The organism is Streptomyces alanosinicus, from assembly GCF_014650595.1.
Classification (GTDB): domain Bacteria; phylum Actinomycetota; class Actinomycetes; order Streptomycetales; family Streptomycetaceae; genus Streptomyces; species Streptomyces alanosinicus.
On sequence record NZ_BMVG01000006.1, the window covers coordinates 62,356 to 81,292 of the forward strand.

At 72.4% G+C, this 18,937-nt stretch carries 14 protein-coding genes, 4 tRNA genes and 1 other RNA gene; 10 read left to right on the forward strand and 9 right to left on the reverse strand.

From position 1 onward, the window contains the following. Window positions 1-52: 52 nt before the first annotated feature. The 7 genes from IE277_RS15425 (at window position 53) to IE277_RS15455 (ending at window position 4,176) form a co-directional block, all read left to right on the forward strand. Window positions 53-124 (forward strand) — tRNA-Gly (locus tag IE277_RS15425). A gap of 82 nt (window positions 125-206) precedes the next feature. Then, window positions 207-282 (forward strand) — tRNA-Gly (locus IE277_RS15430). A 138-nt stretch (window positions 283-420) separates the two neighbouring features. After that, on the forward strand, window positions 421-1,365 hold the full coding sequence (locus IE277_RS15435) for an ABC transporter ATP-binding protein (RefSeq protein ID WP_189952699.1): 945 nt from the start codon (window positions 421-423) through the stop codon (window positions 1,363-1,365). After that, window positions 1,362-2,195, forward strand: a complete 834-nt coding sequence (locus IE277_RS15440; protein ID WP_189952701.1) for an ABC transporter permease — start codon at window positions 1,362-1,364, stop codon at window positions 2,193-2,195. The genes IE277_RS15435 and IE277_RS15440 overlap by 4 nt, the downstream gene beginning before the upstream one ends. Before the next feature lie 44 nt (window positions 2,196-2,239). Continuing rightward, on the forward strand, window positions 2,240-3,466 hold the full coding sequence (locus tag IE277_RS15445; RefSeq protein ID WP_189952703.1) for a sensor histidine kinase: 1,227 nt from the start codon (window positions 2,240-2,242) through the stop codon (window positions 3,464-3,466). After that, entirely contained in the window at window positions 3,463-4,077 is a 615-nt protein-coding gene (locus tag IE277_RS15450; protein ID WP_189952705.1) for a response regulator transcription factor, read from the forward strand. The genes IE277_RS15445 and IE277_RS15450 overlap by 4 nt, the downstream gene beginning before the upstream one ends. Before the next feature lie 23 nt (window positions 4,078-4,100). Then, a tRNA-Gly gene (locus IE277_RS15455) sits at window positions 4,101-4,176 on the forward strand. Between the two features lie 36 nt (window positions 4,177-4,212). Here IE277_RS15455 and IE277_RS15460 read toward each other — a convergent pair. The 6 genes from IE277_RS15460 to ffs all read right to left on the reverse strand — a co-directional run bounded on the left by IE277_RS15460 (window position 4,213) and on the right by ffs (window position 12,996). Beyond that, a complete protein-coding gene (locus IE277_RS15460; RefSeq protein WP_189952708.1) occupies window positions 4,213-5,112 on the reverse strand; it encodes a phosphoribosylaminoimidazolesuccinocarboxamide synthase in 900 nt (299 codons plus the stop codon). Between the two features lie 102 nt (window positions 5,113-5,214). Beyond that, window positions 5,215-6,711 carry a N,N-dimethylformamidase beta subunit family domain-containing protein gene (locus IE277_RS15465; protein WP_189952710.1) on the reverse strand — a complete coding sequence of 499 codons (1,497 nt, stop codon included), beginning with the start codon at window positions 6,709-6,711 and terminating at the stop codon, window positions 5,215-5,217. A gap of 247 nt (window positions 6,712-6,958) precedes the next feature. Beyond that, window positions 6,959-8,773, reverse strand: a complete 1,815-nt coding sequence (locus tag IE277_RS15470; RefSeq protein ID WP_189952712.1) for a M48 family metalloprotease — start codon at window positions 8,771-8,773, stop codon at window positions 6,959-6,961. Between the two features lie 317 nt (window positions 8,774-9,090). Continuing rightward, window positions 9,091-10,359 (reverse strand): phosphoribosylamine--glycine ligase, encoded by a 1,269-nt coding sequence (gene purD, locus IE277_RS15475; RefSeq protein WP_189952714.1) that lies wholly within the window; start codon window positions 10,357-10,359, stop codon window positions 9,091-9,093. Between the two features lie 207 nt (window positions 10,360-10,566). After that, a complete protein-coding gene (locus tag IE277_RS15480; protein WP_189952716.1) occupies window positions 10,567-12,861 on the reverse strand; it encodes a DNA polymerase III subunit gamma and tau in 2,295 nt (764 codons plus the stop codon). Window positions 12,862-12,899: 38 nt separating this feature from the next. After that, window positions 12,900-12,996: signal recognition particle sRNA small type (ffs, locus tag IE277_RS15485), an RNA gene on the reverse strand. A gap of 120 nt (window positions 12,997-13,116) precedes the next feature. On the opposite strand from ffs, the gene IE277_RS15490 reads away from it, so the two are divergent. Continuing rightward, window positions 13,117-13,201: transfer RNA gene (locus IE277_RS15490), tRNA-Ser, on the forward strand. Between the two features lie 187 nt (window positions 13,202-13,388). On the opposite strand, the gene IE277_RS15495 is transcribed toward IE277_RS15490, so the two are convergent. From IE277_RS15495 to IE277_RS15505, 3 genes are all read right to left on the reverse strand, one after another. Beyond that, window positions 13,389-13,790 carry a PIN domain-containing protein gene (locus tag IE277_RS15495; RefSeq protein WP_189952718.1) on the reverse strand — a complete coding sequence of 134 codons (402 nt, stop codon included), beginning with the start codon at window positions 13,788-13,790 and terminating at the stop codon, window positions 13,389-13,391. Beyond that, complete coding sequence (locus IE277_RS15500; RefSeq protein ID WP_189952720.1) at window positions 13,787-14,035, reverse strand: hypothetical protein; 249 nt, start codon at window positions 14,033-14,035, stop codon at window positions 13,787-13,789. Before IE277_RS15500 ends, IE277_RS15495 begins: the two co-directional genes overlap by 4 nt. A gap of 128 nt (window positions 14,036-14,163) precedes the next feature. Next, the gene (locus IE277_RS15505; protein WP_189952722.1) at window positions 14,164-14,475 is read right to left on the reverse strand and encodes a calcium-binding protein; all 312 of its coding nucleotides are present in this window, start codon (window positions 14,473-14,475) and stop codon (window positions 14,164-14,166) included. Window positions 14,476-14,737: 262 nt separating this feature from the next. Here IE277_RS15505 and IE277_RS15510 point away from each other — a divergent pair, with 262 nt between their 5' ends. Both IE277_RS15510 and IE277_RS15515 read left to right on the forward strand, forming a co-directional pair. Next, window positions 14,738-17,584, forward strand: coding sequence for an SCO1167/SCO6262 family helicase (locus IE277_RS15510; RefSeq protein WP_189953263.1), 2,847 nt, complete (start codon window positions 14,738-14,740; stop codon window positions 17,582-17,584). Continuing rightward, window positions 17,581-18,816, forward strand: a complete 1,236-nt coding sequence (locus tag IE277_RS15515) for an SWIM zinc finger family protein (RefSeq protein WP_229881563.1) — start codon at window positions 17,581-17,583, stop codon at window positions 18,814-18,816. The genes IE277_RS15510 and IE277_RS15515 overlap by 4 nt, the downstream gene beginning before the upstream one ends. The last annotated feature ends 121 nt before the right edge of the window (window positions 18,817-18,937 follow it).

The window sequence follows — 18,937 nt, forward strand, 5'->3', positions numbered from 1 at the left end:
GTCTGGGACACGCCGAGGGGCGAGGCCGAAAGGCCGAAACCCCGAGGATCGTGCGGGTGTAGTTCAGTAGCAGAACATCCCCCTTCCAGGGGGAAGGCGCAGTGTGCGATTCCTGTCACCCGCTCTGGCACCGGTCAACACGACCACTCATGTGGATCAGGTAGGCTGGTGCTCGCACCGATCGGTGGGAGCCGGTCGGGAGCAGTGCGGACGTAGCTCAGTTGGTAGAGCGCAACCTTGCCAAGGTTGAGGTCGCGAGTTCGAGCCTCGTCGTCCGCTCCATGAAAGAGACCCCGGTCCACTGGACCGGGGTCTTTTCGTATGCCCCGGTCGTATGCGCCGGCCTTCTCTGACATTTGTCATGCCGGGCGGTGACATCGCGCACTGCCGACCCACGCCGGCCGCCGGGACGCTGGGTTCATGTACAACGACGAACACGAAGACGTGATTGAGGTCACCGATCTCAGGCGTGTCTACGGGGGCGGGTTCGAGGCCGTACGCGGAATCACCTTCTCCGTGGCCCGCGGGGAGATCTTCGCCCTGCTCGGTACGAACGGAGCGGGCAAGACGTCCACGGTCGAACTGCTGGAGGGCCTCGCCGCACCCGCCGAGGGCCGGATCCGGGTCCTCGGCCACGATCCCCACCGGGAACGCGCCGCCGTACGCCACCGCACCGGGGTGATGCTCCAGGAGGGCGGCTTCCCGGCCGAACTGACCGTCGCCGAGACCGCCCGGATGTGGGCGGGGTGCACCAGCGGGGCACGGCCCGAGGCCGAGGTGCTGGAGCTGGTCGGGCTCACCGGCAAGCACGGGGTCCGGGTCAAGCAGCTGTCCGGCGGCGAGCGGCGCCGGCTCGACCTGGCACTCGCCCTGCTCGGCGGCCCCGAGGTGCTCTTCCTCGACGAGCCGACGACCGGGCTCGACGCGGAGGGCCGCCGGGACACCTGGGAGTTGGTGCGCGCCCTGCGCGACGCGGGCACCACCGTGCTGCTCACCACCCACTATCTGGAGGAGGTCGAGGCCCTCGCCGACCGGCTCGCCATCCTCCACAAGGGCCGGATCGCCGTCTCCGGGACCCCGGCCGAGGTCACCGCGGGCCGGCCCTCCCGGATGTCCTTCGAACTGCCCGACGGCTATTTCCTCGGCGACCTTCCGCCGCTCGCCGACCTCGGCGTCTGCGGCCACGAGAGCGACGGCGGGGTCGTGCGGCTGCGGACCACTCAGCTGCAGCGGACCGCGACCGGCGTGCTGACCTGGGCCGAACGGACCGGAGTCGAACTGCGCGGACTGGATGTGCGCTCCGCCTCGCTGGAGGAGGCGTTCCTGGGGATCGCACACGAACAGGCACAAGGGGTGGCGGCATGAACGGAACCGGCATGACAGCGCAGAGCCGTACGACGGGCCGCGCCCGAGGGTCGGAGCGCGGCGGGGGGACGACGCCGGGCCGGCGGCTGTGGGCGCTCGGCCGGGCCGAACTCACCCTCCTCGGCCGCAACCGCGGGGTGGTCTTCACCGCGCTGGCCGTGCCGCTGCTGCTGCCGTTCACTGTGCGGCCGGCCATGGACCAGGTGGATCTGAAGAAGCAGGGGCTGACGCTCGGCACCACCCTGCTGACGGCCGCGATCGGGTTCTCCTTCCTCTTCGCCGTCTACACCTCGCTGGTCAACGTCTACGTCGCCCGCCGCGAGGAACTCGTCCTCAAGCGGCTGCGCACCGGTGAGCTGTCCGACACGGAGATCCTCGCCGGCACCGCGCTGCCCGCGCTCGTCATCGGCCTGGCCCAGGCGCTGGTGCTGTGCGTCGGGTGCGTGGCCCTGCTGCACATCGGCGCGCCCAAGGCGCCGTATCTGCTGCTGCCCGGGCTGGTGGCCGGGTATCTGGTGAGCGCCGCGCTCGCCGCGCTCACCGCTTCCTTCACCCGGACCGTGGAGAGCGGCCAGGTGACCGCGCTGCCGCTGATGTTCGTGTCGATGGCCGGCTCCGGGATCACGGTCCCGACCGAGGTCATGCCGCACAACCTGGCCAGCGCCTGCGAACTGCTCCCGCTGTCCCCGGCGATCCGGCTGGTCCGCGGCGGCTGGACCGGCCAGTTGAGCGCGCACGACACACTGGGCGCCCTCCTGACCGCGCTGGCCTGGACGATCCTGGCCGTGTTTGCTGTACGGCGGCGGTTCCGGTGGGAGCCGCGGCGGTAAGGCACGGGGCGTGACAGGAACGGGGTGCGACGGGGGATGCGGGGATGAGCGGACCGCGCGGCTGGTGGCGGGGCAAGAGCCGACCGGAGCAGGTGGAGACGTACACCCGCTGGTCGTTCTACTTCTTCTCCGTCGTCGAGATCATCGGAGTGGGACTGCCCGCCATGGGGCATGTGCCGCCGTGGCTCGCGGGCCTGGTGGTCGCCATGGTCGTCGGGCACGCGGTGCTGACCACGGTGACCTCCGCCCTGGCCCTGAACTGGCGGCGCGGCCGGCGCGCCCGGCCGGTGGCGGCCCTGTGGCTGCTCGGCATCGTCACGTTCGCCCTGGCGGTGACCGTCCTCCTGTTGCACCGGTACGCCTCCGTGGGCCGGGGCACCGGGGGCCCCGTCGGCACCGTCTTCGGCGGTCTGATGTCCTGGGGCGGGGGCATGCTGACGCTGGGCGTCCGCAGCCGGCGACGCATGCTCGCGATCGTGTCCGGCTTCGCCGCCGCCGCGGGGCTGGTCTCCCTTCCGCTGGGTGCGCCCTGGCCGGTCGCGCTGGTCGCGGCGTTCATGGTGTTCCTGAGCGCCGGCTTCCTCGCCATCACCTGCGTGTTCTCCGTGTGGCTGGTCGACTGCGTGTACGAGCTGGACGAGGCCCGCGAGACCCGGGCCCGGCTCGCCGTCGCCGAGGAGCGGCTCAGGTTCGGGCGGGATCTGCATGACGTCCTCGGCCGGAATCTGTCCGTGATCTCGCTCAAGAGCGAGCTGGCCGTCCAACTGGTCCGGCGGGGGCGGCCGGAGGCGGTGGAGCAGATGATCGAGGTGCAGCGCATCGCGCAGGAGTCCCAGCGCGAGGTGCGGGCCGTCGTACGCGGCTACCGGGAGGCCGACCTCGGGGCCGAACTGGCGGGCGCACAGGGGGTGTTGGCGGCCGCCGGGATCGACTGCGAGGTGCGCGCCGAGACGGCGGGGCTGCCCGCCGGCGTGCAGTCCGCGCTGGGCTGGGTGGTGCGCGAGGCCACCACCAATGTGCTGCGGCACGGCGACGACGGCGGACGCTGCGTGCTGTGTCTGAAGGTGTTTGAGGGGCGTGTGGTGCTGACGGTGGAGAACGACGGAGGGTCCGGAACCTCCCACGGGGGTGGGGGTTCCGGGCTCGCCGGACTGCGGGAACGGCTGGCGGTCGTGGCCGGGACGCTTCAGGCCGGGGCCGTCGCCGGGGGCCGGTTCCGATTGGTGGCCGAGGTGCCCCTGGGGCAGAAAGTGAGTGAAGTCACATCATGAGTACTCCGGTACGGCTGTTGCTCGCCGACGACGAGCATCTGATCCGGGGCGCGCTGGCCGCGCTGCTCTCGCTGGAGGACGATCTCCTCGTCGTCGCCGAGGCGGCCAGCGGACCCGAGGCGCTGGCGATGGCGCGGGCCCATGAGCCGGACGTGGCGGTACTGGATCTCCAGATGCCGGGCGCCGACGGTGTGAAGGTCGCCACAACCCTGCGCGCCGAACTGCCCGGCTGCCAGGTGCTGATCGTCACCGGGCACGGGCGGCCCGGCCATCTGAAACGGGCGCTCGCGGCCGGTGTGCGTGGATTCGTCCCGAAGACGGTCAGCGCCCAGCGGCTCGCCGAGATCATCCGCACCGTGCATGCCGGAAACCGCTATGTGGACCCGGAGTTGGCCGCCGACGCGATCTCCGCGGGGGACTCCCCGCTGACCGCCCGGGAGGCCGAGGTGCTGGAGCTCGCGGCCGAGGGGGCGCCGGTCGCGGAGATCGCCGAGCGGGCCGCGCTGTCGCCGGGGACGGTGCGGAACTACCTCTCCTCGGCCGTCACGAAGCTCGGCGCGGAGAACCGTCATGCCGCGGTACGTCTCGCACGGGCACGAGGTTGGGTATAGTTGCTCTCGCGCCACGGCGCAGTGCGGACGTAGCTCAGTTGGTAGAGCGCAACCTTGCCAAGGTTGAGGTCGCGAGTTCGAGCCTCGTCGTCCGCTCCATACAGAAGGCCCCCGGTTCTCCGGGGGCCTTCTTCGTCACGCCCAGACGATGCCCGTGAGGCGCTCGTACGCCTCCACGTACTTCTGCCGGGTCCTCTCGACGACGTCGTCCGGCAGCGGCGGCGGGGGTTGCTCGCTCTTCCGGTCCCAGCCCGACTCGGCCGAGGTCAGCCAGTCGCGCACGAACTGCTTGTCGTACGACGGCTGGGTGCGGCCCGGCTGCCACTGGTCGGCCGGCCAGAAACGGGAGGAGTCCGGGGTGAGCACCTCGTCGGCGAGGACGAGGGTGTCCCCGTCGAAGCCGAACTCGAACTTGGTGTCCGCGAGGACGATCCCCCGGTCGCGGGCGATGTCCCGGGCGCGCGTGTACACGGCGAGGGTGGCCTGGCGCAGCTGGGCGGCGGTCTCGGCGCCCACCTGGCGGGCGACCTCCTCGTAGGAGACGTTCTCGTCGTGCTCGCCGACCTCGGCCTTGGTGGCCGGGGTGAAGATCGGGGCGGGGAGTTCGGAGCCGTCGACGAGGCCTTCGGGGAGGGCGAGGCCGCAGACCGTACGGGACTCGTTGTACTCCAGCAGGCCCGAGCCGGTCAGATAGCCGCGGGCCACGCACTCGACCGGGACCATCCTCAGCTGCTTGCAGACCAGGGTGCGGCCCGCCCAGTCGGCCGGGGCGCCCTCGGGCAGCTCGGTGCTGATGACGTGGTGCGGGGCGAGGTCGCGGAGCCGGTCGAACCACCACAGGGAGAGCTGGGTGAGGACGCGGCCCTTGTCGGGGATCTCGGTGGGCAGCACCCAGTCGTAGGCGGACATACGGTCGCTGGCGACCATCACGAGGTCGCCCGCCTCGTTCTGGTACAGCTCGCGCACCTTTCCGGTGTGCAGGTGCACCAGGCCCGGAACCTGGATCGGCTCGGGCTTTTCTACGAATCCGGACACGGTTCCTCCCCGTGGTTCTGTCCAAGTGCCCTCGATTCTCCCTTATCGGGGGGATCGGTTTCGGACAGGGGTCACCGAGGGTGCGGCCGCGGGCGTTCGCGGTCAGTCGCGTTTGCAGATGCGGTCCAGGAGGTTCGCGGTGGCCCGCTGGATCCGGGGGTCCACATGGCCGGGGCGGTCCAGGGCCGGGGACCAGGCGAAGGTGCCGGAGGCGAAGACCCAGGCGCCGGAGGGCGCGCGGTACAGCGAGGTCTCCTGGTGGCGCAGGGCGCCGTCGTTGTCGGTGTAGGGGGAGTGGGCGAGCAGCATGCGCTCCTCGTGCACGGGCAGTGCCGTGCGCGGGAAGTACCGGTCGGCCTCGCCGGCCACGAGGCCCTGGATCTCGTCGCCCTCGTGCGCGCCGGTCGCCTCCCACAGCCAGTGGCCGGCGTTGCGGACGACCAGCGGGTGCGGCTCGGGCACCCGGCCCGCGTACTGGATGCCGACCAGTTGCTGCTCGGGCCGGTCGATCTCGCGCCACAGCACCGGCTTTCCGGGGCCCTTGCGCTTGCGGCAGGTCAGCAGCCGGTCCGGGACACCGGACGGCGACGGGCCCAACTCCACCTGCCAGTACATGGTGTTGGCGGAGAGGAAGACCAGCGAGGTGCCGCGGTCGCGGGCGTCCTCGACGGCCCGGCGCATCGGCACCGACCAGTACTCGTCATGGCCGGGGAAGACCAGGCCCCGGTAGCGGGTGGGGTCGATACGGCCGGCGTGCAGATCGCGGGCCTCGGCATAGGCGAGGTCATAGCCGTAGCGCTCGGCCCAGCGGATGAAGTCGTAGGCGTGGCCGACATGCAGGGGCAGGCCCGCGCCCGCGTAGGGGCGGTCGAAGGAGATCGTGGTCGCCGCGTCGGCCTCGCCGAGCAGCCGGCCCTTGTCGTCCCAGGCGTGGTAGAGGCTGGCACCGGTCCGGCCGTCCTCCGGATACAGGTTGTACGCCTGCCAGGTGATGTCCGGCAGCAGCAGGAGCAGATCGGCGGGCTGTTCGTCGCGGACCGTGAACGGCACATGGGAGCGATAGCCGTCGGCGGTGGTGAGGACGGCCACATAGGCGCCGATACGCCAGTGCGGGGGCACCTGCAGCCGCCAGGACAGCCACCAGTGGTGGCACGAGACGGTGCGGGCGACGGCGAGCGGCGAGGGCTGGACGATGCCGGACAGGCGCGGGCTGGTGGTGATCTTGGCGGCGCCGTCGCCGCCGTAGTGGCCGATCCGGTAGATGTCGACGCTGAACTCCTGGGGCGGGTCGACCGTGATGTGGAAGTCGAGCGCCTCGCCGGGGGTGACCGCGCCGGTGGAGGTGAAGCCCTTGATCTGGCGGTGCACATCGTCGGCCGAGCGGGGTCCGGTGCCGCCCGAACGCTGCGCGGGCACCCGGCGCCCCCCGTCGGCGACCTGCTGCGGGCTCGGGTCCACGTACCAGGGCACGACATGACCGGTGTCGTCGAAGTAGGTCTCACTGCCGCGCAGCCAGGGCACCGGGCCCTGGCCGAAAGGGTCGGTGACGGCGTGCGCGAGCGCTCCTGACTCCCAGCGGCGGATGTGGTCCGAGGCCATGGTCGCTCCCCTCCCTCAGCCCCCGTGTCGTCCTGTCTCGGTGGTGCTCGCCGTGCTCGGCCGTACGGGCGGTGCCTGGTCGCGCTCGCGATGCCGGTCGTGCTCGCGGTGCGCGCTGTGTTCGGCAGTGCTGTCGTATGTCGCACGCCTTTGCCACGTGCGTGGTCGCTCCCCAGCACATCACATAACGCACGGGCTCGGTCACTAGTCGTTGCGAATTGACCTGAAGTGGAAGACAGTGCTCCCGTTAGACGAGCCGAACCGGCTTCTCGGGGCGTATCCCCGATGCGGCCAGCCAGTCGCGCAGCGGGCCCGGGTCTCCCTCCTCGATCAGGCTGAGCACCTTGGGTGTGAGGTCGGCGGCGCGCTCGCCGCCGAGCAGCAGGGAGGGACCGTCCAGCCAGTCCAGGGCGGGCACCGCGCCGCCCGTGTCGACGGCCGCGCAGCACACCATCGCCTTGACATGCTCGGTGAGCAGCTCGCGGGCGGTGCGCGGGGGCTGGAGCGGGAAGAGCGGCAGTCCGCCGTCGTCCCACAGGGCGTTCTCGGCGCTCGCTCCGGTGGCCGTCGCGCCGGTTCTCGGCACACCGGCCTCCTCCCGGGCCAGCTCGGCGCTCAGCCCGGCGGCGAGGGCGGCACTGCGCTCCGTGCCGGGGTCGGTGTCCGCGCCGTCCTCGTCCTCGTCCTCGCCAACGGCTACGGCTACGGCGTCGTCGGCGTCAGCGTCGGCGTCTTGGCCGGAATGCGGGGGGCCGCCGGGGTGTGGGAGAGCGCCGCCGGCCGTGGCGGGCTCGGTGAGATGGTCCAGGACGCGGGCCAGGGTGGGGCCGCCCGGGTCGGGGGCCGCGGGGTCGAGGGAGGGGCGGACGCCGAGGGAGTCCAGGACGCGGTGCAGACGGGCCGCGTCGGCGCGCCAGGTGCGGTCCACGACCTCCTCCGGATACGCCTGCCAGTCCACCGGCGCCCAGTCCGGACCGCACTCCGCCGGGCCGCCGTGGAAGAGGCGCGCGGCGAGCAGCGAGGCGGCCTCGTCCACCGCGCCGGGCTCCTCCAGCAGATCACAGGCGGGGCGCTCGCCGAGCCGGGAGGTGAAGCCCTCGGCCAGCCGGTCGCGCCGGGACAGCTCGGTGAGCGCCGCCACCACACCCGCGTCCAGCCGGGCGGGCCAGCGGCCCATGCGCCAGGCGGGCAGCGCCACCCTGGTCAGCAGCCGGTCCCAGCCGGCGTAGGCGAGGCCGACCTGCTCCTGGGCGACGATCCGCAGGCCGTAGTCCACCGCCTGGGCCCGCTCGGCCGCCGCCGCGGCGACCCCGCGCTCCATCTGCGTCGCATGCTCCCGGCAGCCGCGCAGCAGCAGCCGGGCCACCCAGCCGACGGCCGCGCACCCGGCGCGGGTCAGCGCACGGCGGCCCGGCACCGATTCGACCCCGGCCGCCGCGTCCAGTCCTCGCACGAAGCGCCGGGCGGCGGCTATGTCCGGGTGGGCCGAAGGGCCCGTACCGGCGATGACCGGGGCGAGGACCGCGCGCAGCTCGCCGACCCGCATCCACCACAGGAACGGGGAGCCGATGACGAGCACCGGGGCGACGGGGACGCGGCGGCGGCCCGGTCCCGCTATCTCGTCGGGCGCGGGGCGCGGCGGCGGGCCGTGGGCCGTATGCGCGCGGTCCTCCAGCCAGCTGTCGCAGTCCGGGGTGAGCGCTATGGCCGAGGGCGCCGGCACATCCAGCCGGTCGGCGAGGTCGCGCACCATCCGATAGAGGTCCGGGGCGGACTCCTCGGGGATCGGCACCGTGGGGACGACGGCGGGGCGGGCCCGGGCCACGGCCAGGGCGACACCGGCGGCCGCCAGCAGCACCAGCACGGCGAGCACGCCGACGACCAGGCGGGCGGTGTCCCAGCCCCGGCCGACGAGATGTCCGGTGGAACCGCCGGTCAGCAGGATCACCCAGGCAGCCGCGGGCAGCAGGGCCACGGCCAGCGCCCGGCCCCGGACCCGCAGTACGGCAAGGGCCCGGGAGCGCGCGGCCCGCGCGCCTGCCTCTGCTCCGATTCCGCTCACGTCCCGCTCTCACCCCCTCGCCGCCGAAGCCGTGCTGTCCTGGTGGTGCTCACTCCCCCACTGTGGCACCCACCACTGACATCGCAATGCCGGTGGGCCAAGTGCCGGAACGCTTGCGCGGCACCCTAGTTGGGGCCCAGAGCCCCGTCAGCCGTATGGCTGATTGCTCACTCGATGGAATGGCTTTGGTCAGAGGTGGGTGACAGACAGCAAAGATCAGGCCCCGGATTGGACGTCCGGGGCCTGAAACCGCTGGATGTAGGAGAGCACGCAGGAGACCACGGGAGAAGACAGGACGGGGGCGGGACGGGGGCAGGTCAGGCGGTAGCCGTCTGCGCGGACTGCGCCGCGCGCGCGGCGATGTCGGTGCGGTGCTGGGAGCCGTCCAGCCGGATCCGGCCCACCGCCCGGTACGCCCGTTCGCGCGCCTCGGTCAGATCCTTGCCGGTGGCGGTGACGGACAGCACCCGCCCGCCGGCGCTGACGACCGCGTCGCCGTCCCGCTTCGTCCCGGCGTGCAGGACATACGCGTCCGGGGCGTCCTCGGCTGCGACCTCGTCCAGCCCGGTGATGGGGTCACCGGTGCGGGGGGTGCCGGGGTAGTTGTGCGAGGCGACGACGACGGTGACGGCCGCGTCCTCGCGCCAGCGCAGGGGCGGCTGATCGGCGAGGGTGCCGTTCGCGGCGGCGAGCAGGACACCCGCCAGCGGGGTCTTCAGCCGGGCCAGTACGACCTGGGTCTCCGGGTCGCCGAAGCGGGCGTTGAACTCGATCACCCGGACCCCGCGGCTCGTGATCGCCAGACCGGCGTACAGCAGACCGGAGAAGGGGGTGCCGCGCCGGTGCAGCTCGTCCACGGTCGGCTGCAGGACCGTCCGCAGCACCTCGTCGACCAGCTTCGGCTCGGCCCAGGGCAGCGGCGAGTAGGCGCCCATGCCGCCGGTGTTCGGACCCTCGTCGCCGTCCAGGGCGCGCTTGAAGTCCTGGGCGGGCTGGAGCGGTACGACCGTCTCGCCGTCGGTGATCGCGAAGAGGGACACCTCGGGGCCGTCGAGGAACTCCTCGATGACCACCCGGTCGCAGCCGGCGGCGTGCTGCTCCGCGGCGTGCAGATCGTCGGTGACGACCACGCCCTTGCCCGCGGCGAGGCCGTCGTCCTTGACGACATAGGGGGCACCGAAGGCGTCGAGGGCCTCGGCGGTCTCCTCGGCGGTCGTGCACACATAGGAGCGGGCGGTCGGCACGCCGGCCGCCGCCATGACGTCCTTGGCGAAGGCCTTGGAGCCCTCCAGCTGCGCGGCCTCCCGCGAGGGGCCGAACACCGGGATGCCCGCGGCGCGGACGGCGTCGGCCACACCGGCGACCAGCGGGGCCTCCGGGCCGACGACGACCAGGTCGGCGCCGAGGCCTGCGGCCAGCTCGGCCACCGCATCGCCGTCGAGCGCGTCGACCGGGTGCAGATCGGCGACCTCGGCGATGCCGGCGTTGCCGGGGGCGCAGTGCAGCGCGGTGACGTCGGGGTCGAGGGACAGGGAGCGGCACAGGGCGTGTTCGCGGGCACCGCTGCCGATGACGAGGACCTTCACGGGGGTCAGCCTAATGGCAAGGTTGCCGAAAGCCGGGGGCCGGGCAAGTTGTGCGTTCCTACCAAGGGCGCCCGGTGCCGATGTGCCCCACCTGGGGGCTCCGCCCCCAGCCCCCCCCCGCTGGCCCGCGCCCCCAGTCCCCCGCCGGCCCACCTGCTGGCCCATCGGCCCGACTCGGCCGGCCACAAGCGCCGACGGCTCGGATGGTCACTCGTTCGAGAACTCCTCCATCACCGTCGCTCCCAGCTCCCGGACGATCAGGTCGTGGCCGGAGAGGGCCGACTCGTCCAGGTCGGGGTCGTCGTCCTCCGGGATGTCGTCCTCGGGGGCGGGTGCGGGGCGGGGGGCCGGGGCGGGCGCCGACGGAGCGGCCGTGGGGCCGGGCTGCGGCGACGCGGAAGGCTGCGAGGCGGCCGGCTGGGGAGCCGGGGGGCGGGGGGCCGCCGGGGCGCCGTAGCCACCGCCGCCCGAGGCGGGAGCGCCGTAGCCGCCTCCGCCGCCGAAGCCCGGGCCCCCGGCGGGCGGGGGCGCGGCCCCGCCGCCGGACGGGTCGATGATCGCCTCGATCTTCCACTGCACGTTGAACTGCTCCGCGAGCGCCGCCCGCAGCACGTCCTCGCTGCCGCTGCCGGCGAAGTTGTCACGGGCACCGGCGTTGACGAAGCCGAGTTGGAGCGTGGTGCCGTCGAAGCCGGTCACCTGGGCGTTCTGGCTGAGCAGGATCCAGGTGAAGCGGCGGCGGTTCTTGACGGCCTCCAGGATGTTCGGCCAGACCATGCGCGGGTCGAGGCCGCCGGCCGGGGCGGCCGCGGGCGGTGCGGAGGGCACCGGGGCCGCGGGGGCCGCCTGGTGCTGCGGCTGGGCGGGCTGGGCAGGAGCCTGGCTCTGCTGGGCGCCCGCCGGCGCCGCGGCCGTGGGCCAGCCGCCGGGGCGCCGACCGCTGCCGGCCGATGCGGCCGTGGGCCAGGCGCCGGCGGGCGGACCGGCTGGGGCCGGGGCCGGGGTCTCACCGGCGGGAGGCGCGGAAGGCGCTGCCGGGGCCGGTGCGGGCGCCGTGGGGGCAGGGGCGGGGGCAGGTACCGGGGCGGCCGGAGCCGCGCCGTCGGCACCGCCACCGGGGCCACCGGGGCCACTGGCACCGGGACCTGCGATTCCCTGGCCTGCACCGGCCGTACCACCCGTATCACCCGGGCCACCCGGGCCACCCGGACCCCCGGACCCTCGTACGGCCGCGCGGGCCGCGGCCGGGCCGCCGCCAGGGGGTACGGAGGGCAGCGGGGCGCCGGCGTGGGCTTCGGGGCCGGGGACGTACCCCATCGCCGGGGCACCGCCGCCGGAGAAGTTGACGCCGCGCTCCAGGCGGTCGAGGCGGGCCATCATCGACCGCTCGTCTCCGTACGCGGCGGGGAGCAGCACGCGCGCGCAGATCAGTTCCAGCTGGAGGCGGGGCGAGGTGGCGCCGCGCATCTCCGTCAGGCCTTCGTTGACGAGGTCGGCGGCGCGGCTCAGCTCGGCGGCGCCGAAGGTGGAGGCCTGGGCCTGCATACGCTCCAGGACGTCGGCCGGGGCGTCGAAGAGCCCCTTCTCCGCGGCGTCCGGCACGGCGGCGAGGATCACCAGGTCGCGCAGCCGCTCCAGCAGATCGGCGACGAAGCGCCGCGGGTCGTTGCCGCCCTCGATGACACGGTCCACGACCTCGAAGGCGGCGGCACCGTCACCCGTGGCGAAGGCCTCGACGACGGAGTCGAGAAGAGACCCGTCGGTGTAGCCGAGGAGGGAGGTGGCCATGGCATACGTCACACCCTCCTCGCCGGCGCCGGCGAGGAGCTGGTCCATGACGGACATGGAGTCACGCACGGAACCGGCGCCGGCGCGCACGACGAGCGGGAGCACGCCGTCCTCGACCGGGATGTTCTCCCGCCCGCACACCTCGGAGAGGTAGTCCCGGAGGGTGCCCGGCGGCACGAGCCGGAAGGGGTAGTGATGCGTACGCGACCGGATGGTGCCGATGACCTTCTCGGGCTCGGTCGTGGCGAAGATGAACTTCAGATGCTCCGGCGGCTCCTCGACGACCTTCAGCAGCGCGTTGAAGCCGGCCGACGTGACCATGTGGGCCTCGTCGATGATGTAGATCTTGTACCGGCTGCCCGCGGGGCCGAAGAAGGCCTTCTCGCGCAGCTCACGGGCGTCGTCCACGCCGCCGTGCGAGGCCGCGTCGATCTCGATGACGTCGATCGAGCCCGGTCCGTTGCGGGCGAGGTCCCGGCAGGACTGGCACTCGCCGCAGGGGGTCGGGGTGGGACCTTGCTCACAGTTCAGACAGCGGGCGAGGATGCGCGCGCTGGTCGTCTTGCCGCAGCCGCGCGGACCGCTGAACAGGTACGCGTGATTGACCCGGTTGTTCCGCAGCGCCTGCTGCAGCGGGTCGGTGACATGCTCCTGCCCGATGACCTCGGCAAAGGTCTCCGGGCGATAGCGGCGGTACAACGCGAGAGACGACACGCATACGAGGTTATAGGCGCCCACTGACAACCCGGGAAAACAAGGGCCCCCCACGCACCCGCCAGAGCCGACCTACCCTTGCTGCCTTCCGGCCCTGGGGGAGTTCAGTCAGATAGCGCCACGTGAGGGGCTGCGCCCCACAGTACCCGATCCCGGACCGCACTCAGTACCCGATCACCGACCGGGGTCGCATCCGATCCGGGCCTGCGGGAACGAGTTCACGAGCACCCCCCACAGTCATGTAATGTTTGCGGCGGAGGATTCGCCTAGAGGCCTAGGGCGCACGCTTGGAAAGCGTGTTGGGGGCAACCCCTCACGAGTTCGAATCTCGTATCCTCCGCAGCCGCCTGAACAGGCGAAACGAAGAGTCGGACCGCTTAGTGCGGTCCGACTCTTCGGCATGCCCTGGTTGCAGTTTCGGTTGCATTTATAGGCGACATTCGAGGCATACCCATCAAGCAGGAAAGGCGCACGCTTGCGTCCGCGGGGCGAGCGACGCAGACTCCGTGACGGAGTCACGGCAGCGGTCAGAGCCCTATCATCCGGACCTCGCTGCCGCACAGCCGGGTCATGTCATCGACATCCGACGTGAGGATGGCGACCGGGCCAGGCTGATGCAAGGCCGCTTCGGCGACGGTGGCGTCGATCGCGTACTTGTGTCCGTGCAGACCGGCACTCTTGAGCAGTTGTGCCGCAGCCCTGGCCGCTGCCTCCGTGACCGGCTCCACCTTGACCCGGGAGAGCGCCCATTGCAGTCGGGGCAGGTTCACCCTGGCGTGACTCACCTCCACGATGGTGTTGGCGCTGACGACAAGGTCCGCTCCCATGTCGTGGAACACCTGGAACATCGCCAGAACCTTCCGGTCCTGCGCCACCCAGGCCGACAGCCCCTCGCTGTCCAGGACGACGGTCTCAATGTGCCCGCTCACGCGGCGCTCGCGCCGCCGGCGGCCTGCGTCGTACCGAAGATCCGCGCCCGCGCCTCGGCCAGCTCTTCCTCACTGAAGGCCCCGTGCTCGGCTGTGTGGCTGCGCAGGTCGGCCCCCAGAAGCTGGTGCCGGATCTGCCTGGCGACCGCTTCGGCCACGTAGCCGGAGATGTTGTCCGTGATCTTCTTCAGCTCCGCCACCTGCTCGGTGGGGAGCGTCACCGTGATGCGTGTGGTGTCAGCCATACCGGTAAGCATACTGCGGTATGCGCGCCACGTGCTTTCTGTTTCCCGCAGTCGGTCCGGTCAGCGGCAGTCGGGGCGGCGGTCCGTTCGAGCACGGGCTCAGCTGGGCCGTTGTGCGACGCGCCAGTTCAGCGGGTCCAGTAGCGGTATGCCTCGATCCATTGCGAGCCCTCGGGGGCGGGTTTCGGCAGCGGCAGGTCCAGAATTCCGATGTCCTGTCGGACCGACCCCCGGGCGCAGCGTGCGACCACGCGCCCGTCCTCGGCCAGATCGACACCGACCACGCTCACCTCGACGCCGAGAACAGTCGTGGTGAACGGCACGGCAAGGCTTTCCTCGATCATCGTGAAGAAGCCGGTGAGCTGCTCATCCTCGCCGTAGGCGTCGACGGTGGCCTCTTCGATCAACGCCTCCAGCGCGGCTGGGTCCCAGGTGCTCATGGCCTCACCGTAGCGCCGCACCGTGCGGTTGAGGACCGGTGTGTTCAATAGCGGCACATCCGCCGTAGCACCGTCGCCAGCAGTCAAGCAAAGGCCCGCGGTTGCCAGCGTGTGACGTTGCCTGGTGGGGTTCGGCAGTGAGCGGGCCGGGGGGAGGGTCCGGCAAGCGACAGGGTGGAAGAGAGTGGCACGAGTCGTCGTACGAGAGCCGAGTACGGGCGCGAGCGCACCGCCGCCGGCCCGGCAGGAGACATCCGCCTTCGTGAGGGAGTTGCTCGGCGCCGGCTGGGCGGCGGTGTTCCTGCCCGGTGAACCCGCCCGCCTTGGGCGGCTGCTGCTGTGGAAGCCGACCGGGGCAGCAGGCGGAGACAGTACGGCGCCCACCGGCCTGGTGACCGAGGTGGTGGAGCTGGTCCTGCCACACGGCCGCTCGGTCAGGCGGCGCAGGGTCGAGGGTTACGCGCTGCCTGTCGCCGTCGCTGTCTCCGCCCTGGCCGATGCGGAGCCGACGCATCCCTCCGGCGCCGCCTGGCAGGCCGCCACTCGCTTCGCGCTCCGGCTGCTCGCCGACGGCCGCCTCCACCCGGCCCTCACCCCCGCCGGTTACGACACCTGGCAGGTGGGTCCGTTTACCGCCGCCCAGCGCCAGACGCTGGACGCCCTGGCCGCCGCGTTCCCGCCGCACGCCCACTGCCTGCCCGAGCCAGGCCCTGCGCCCGTACGGATCACCGAACCGGCCGCGCTGGTACGCCAGTTCTGCGACGCGGTCGCCGATGATCTGGTCCGTACGCCGGCCGCGCCGCTCGCCATGGGAGCGCTGCCGTACGCCTGGCGCGAGGCCCGTGCCGTGCCCGCCTTGCGTGAGTGGGCCGAGGAAACCCAGGCGGCGCTCACCGCCGAGGTCGGTGTCTCCCTGCGCGTCGACGTACCCGAAGGACGCCGACGGCAGTTCCGGGCCGTCCTGCAACTGCACACCGCGGCGGACCCGGCGCTCGTCATCGAGGCCGCACGGCTGTGGAGCGAGCCGACCGAAGTGGAGCGGCTGCTCGGCCCGCGCGCCGAGACCGAGACCCTGCTCGCCCTGCGCCGCGGCGCCCGCGCCTGGCCCCCGCTGCGGAGGCTGCTCGACGATGCCGCTCCCGATCAGCTCCGGTTGACCGACGACGAAGCCTTCGAACTCCTCGGGGACGCCACGGACGCGCTGCGCGCGGCCGGTGTCGACGTGCACTGGCCGCGCGAACTGGTCAAGGCACTCACCGCGACCGCGGAGATCGGGCGACACACTGCCCCTGGTTCCACCGCGGGCGGCCTGCTGGACACCGAGGCCCTCCTCGACTTCCGCTGGCAGGTCTCCCTCGGCGGCGAGCCGCTCACCGAGGCCGAGATGGATGCCCTCGCGGAGTCACGCCGTCCCCTCGTCCGGCTTCGCGACCAGTGGGTGGTCGCCGACCCGAAGCTGGTGGCCCGCGCCAAGCGCCGCCGGATGGAACCGCTCACCCCCATGGAGGCGTTGAGCGCCGCACTGACCGGCGAGGCCGAGCGAAGCGAGATGGGGGTCCCCCCGGCCGGAGGCTGGGGGAGGGACGGTGACCGGATCCCCTGTGCGGCGGTCGGTGCGTTCGGCGACCTGGTCGCTCGTATCCGCGATCCCGAGTCCCGCACCCCCGTGCCCCAGCCCGCCGCCCTCAAGGCCACATTGCGCGAGTACCAGAAGCGGGGCCTGGCCTGGCTGGCCGAGATGTGCTCACTCGGCCTCGGCGGCTGTCTCGCCGACGACATGGGCCTGGGCAAGACCATCACCTTGCTCGCTCTGCACCTGCACCGCCAGAGCGACCCGACCACCGCGGGCCCCACCCTTGTCGTCTGCCCGGCCTCCCTGCTCGGCAACTGGCAGCGCGAGGCCGCCAGATTCGCACCGTCCACCCCCGTACGCCGCTACCACGGCGGCGACCGCCACCTGGGGGACCTGGCCGGCGACGAGATCGTCCTGGTCACCTACGGGGTGCTGCGCCGTGACCGCGAAGTGCTCGCCGGGACAGCCTGGTCCCTGGTGGCCGCCGACGAGGCCCAGCACGTCAAGAACCCCTACGCCGTCACCGCCCGCGAACTGCGCGCCCTGCCCGCCCGCGCCCGCGTCGCTCTCACCGGCACCCCCGTGGAGAACAACCTCTCCGAGCTGTGGGCCCTGCTCGACTGGACCACCCCCGGGCTGCTCGGCACACTCACCGCCTTCCGTGACCGGCATGCCCGCACCATCGAGGCGGGCGAGGATCCCGAGGCAGCCGAGCGCCTGACCCGTCTCGTACGTCCCTTCCTGTTGCGCCGCAAGAAGTCCGACCCCGGCATCGCGCCCGAACTGCCGCCCAAGACCGAGACCGACCATGTCGTCCCGCTGACGGCCGAGCAGACCAGCCTGTACGAGGCACAGGTCCGCGAGACCATGGCGAAGATCGCGGAGTCGGAGGGCATCGCCCGACGCGGTCTGGTACTCAAGCTGCTCACCGCACTGAAGCAGATCTGCAACCACCCCGCCCAGTATTTGAAAGAGCACAGCCTGCGCCAGTCCGCTCCCCTGCGGGGCCGCTCCGGCAAGCTCGACCTGCTCGACGAACTTCTCGACACCATCACCGCCGAAGGCGAATCCGTGCTGGTCTTCACGCAGTACAAACAGATGGCGGCTCTGCTGGAGAAGCATCTCGCCGAGCGCGGCGTCCCCGCTCTCTTCCTGCACGGCGGCACCCCCGTCGCGCGGCGCGAGGAGATGGTGGACCGCTTCCAGCGCGGTGAAGTGCCGGTGTTCCTGCTGTCGTTGAAGGCCGCGGGCACCGGACTCAACCTCACCCGCGCCACTCACGTCGTGCACTACGACCGCTGGTGGAACCCGGCCGTCGAGGACCAGGCCACCGACCGCGCCTACCGCATCGGCCAGGACACACCCGTCCAGGTACACAAGCTCCTCGCGGAGGGAACCGTGGAGGACAAGGTGGCGAAGCTGCTCGAAGCCAAGCGCGCCCTCGCCGACGCCGTCGTCGGCTCCGGCGAGGCAGCCCTGACCGAACTGTCCGACGCCGAACTCGCCGAACTCGTCGCCTTGGGAAGGCGGTCATGAGCCCCGCTGTCCCCGGCCCGCGCCGTGCGCCCACCCGCGGCAAGCGAGCCTTCGCCGCGACCTGGTGGGGGCAGGCATGGGTGGCCGCCCTGGAGGACTCCACCCTGGACGCCGGACGGCTCGCGCGCGGACGCACCTACGCCCGCAAAGGCATGGTCGGCTCGGTCACCATCGCTCCGGGCCAGGTCAAAGCCGCTGTCCAGGGCAGCCGCCCGCGCCCGTACCGCTCCTCAGTCCACCTGCCCGTCCTCACCGACCCTCAGTGGGACACCCTGCTCGACACGATCGCGGCCCGCGCCGGGCATCTCGCAGCACTTCTCGACGGCGAGATGCCCACCGAACTCGTCGACGACGCCCGCCAGGCAGGCGTCCCCTTCCTCCCACAACCCACCGAACTCGACCCCGAGTGCTCCTGCCCCGACTGGGGACACCCCTGCAAGCACGCCGCCGCGCTCTGCTACGCCATCGCCGCCACCATCGACGCCGACCCGTTCGTGCTCTTCGCGCTGCGCGGACGCGGTCGCGAGGAGGTCTTCGCCCGGCTGCGCGCACTCCGTGCGGCAGCACAGGAGACCGCCGCCGCACCGGTGCCGGCCGGCATCCCGGCCGCCGTCGCGTACGCCCACTGGGCCGAAGAACCCCCCGAACTGCCCGAACTCCCGGAACCCGCCGCCCACACCACGGCACTGCCCGTCGCCCCGCCACCCGGCAGCGGCCTGGCCGCCGCGGACCTGGAACGCCTCATGGCCGACGCCGCCGCGCGCGCCGCCCGGCTCATCGCCGGCGACACCACCGACCTGCACCTGACTCAGCACCAGGACGCCGTCCGCATCTCCGCGAGCGACCCCGGACCCGAGTGGTTCCACCTCCTGATCCAGAACACCGGCGCCAACCCCACTGCCTTCGCACGCCTCACCCGCGCCTGGCGCCACGGCGGCCCCACGGGCCTCACCGTCGCCGAACAGCCCCACACCCCCGACCCGACGGTGATGAAGGCCACCCGCACCGCCCTGGAGGCGGCCCTCGCCGAGATGACCGACTCCCCCACACACCTCAGAGCCTGGCGCAACCGCCTCACCCTCACCCACCACGGCGTCCAGCTGCGCCTGGGCCCCGACGCCCGCTGGTACCCCTACCTCCAGGACGACGACGGCGAATGGTGGCCCGTAGCACCAGCCGACAGTGACCCGGTCACCGCGCTCACCGCGGCCTGGTCGCAGAACGGGGAGTAAGGAGGCGATTCCCCGCCGACCAGGAGCCACGAGCAGAAGCTGGACACATTCACGCTGCTCCGCTTCCGTGGTTGCAGTTCTGGTTGCATTCACCGGCGTACAGCACCGTTCAGAAGCTCCG

Bases quoted from the DNA above. Each gene is read 5' to 3' on its own strand.
- IE277_RS15435 (WP_189952699.1), top strand. From the start codon at position 421: ATGTACAACGACGAACACGAAGACGTGATTGAGGTCACCGATCTCAGG.
- IE277_RS15440 (WP_189952701.1), top strand. From the start codon at position 1,362: ATGAACGGAACCGGCATGACAGCGCAGAGCCGTACGACGGGCCGCGCC.
- IE277_RS15445 (WP_189952703.1), top strand. From the start codon at position 2,240: ATGAGCGGACCGCGCGGCTGGTGGCGGGGCAAGAGCCGACCGGAGCAG.
- IE277_RS15450 (WP_189952705.1), top strand. From the start codon at position 3,463: ATGAGTACTCCGGTACGGCTGTTGCTCGCCGACGACGAGCATCTGATC.
- IE277_RS15465 (WP_189952710.1), bottom strand. From the start codon at position 6,711: ATGGCCTCGGACCACATCCGCCGCTGGGAGTCAGGAGCGCTCGCGCAC.
- IE277_RS15500 (WP_189952720.1), bottom strand. From the start codon at position 14,035: ATGGCTGACACCACACGCATCACGGTGACGCTCCCCACCGAGCAGGTG.
- IE277_RS15505 (WP_189952722.1), bottom strand. From the start codon at position 14,475: ATGAGCACCTGGGACCCAGCCGCGCTGGAGGCGTTGATCGAAGAGGCC.
- IE277_RS15515 (WP_229881563.1), top strand. From the start codon at position 17,581: ATGAGCCCCGCTGTCCCCGGCCCGCGCCGTGCGCCCACCCGCGGCAAG.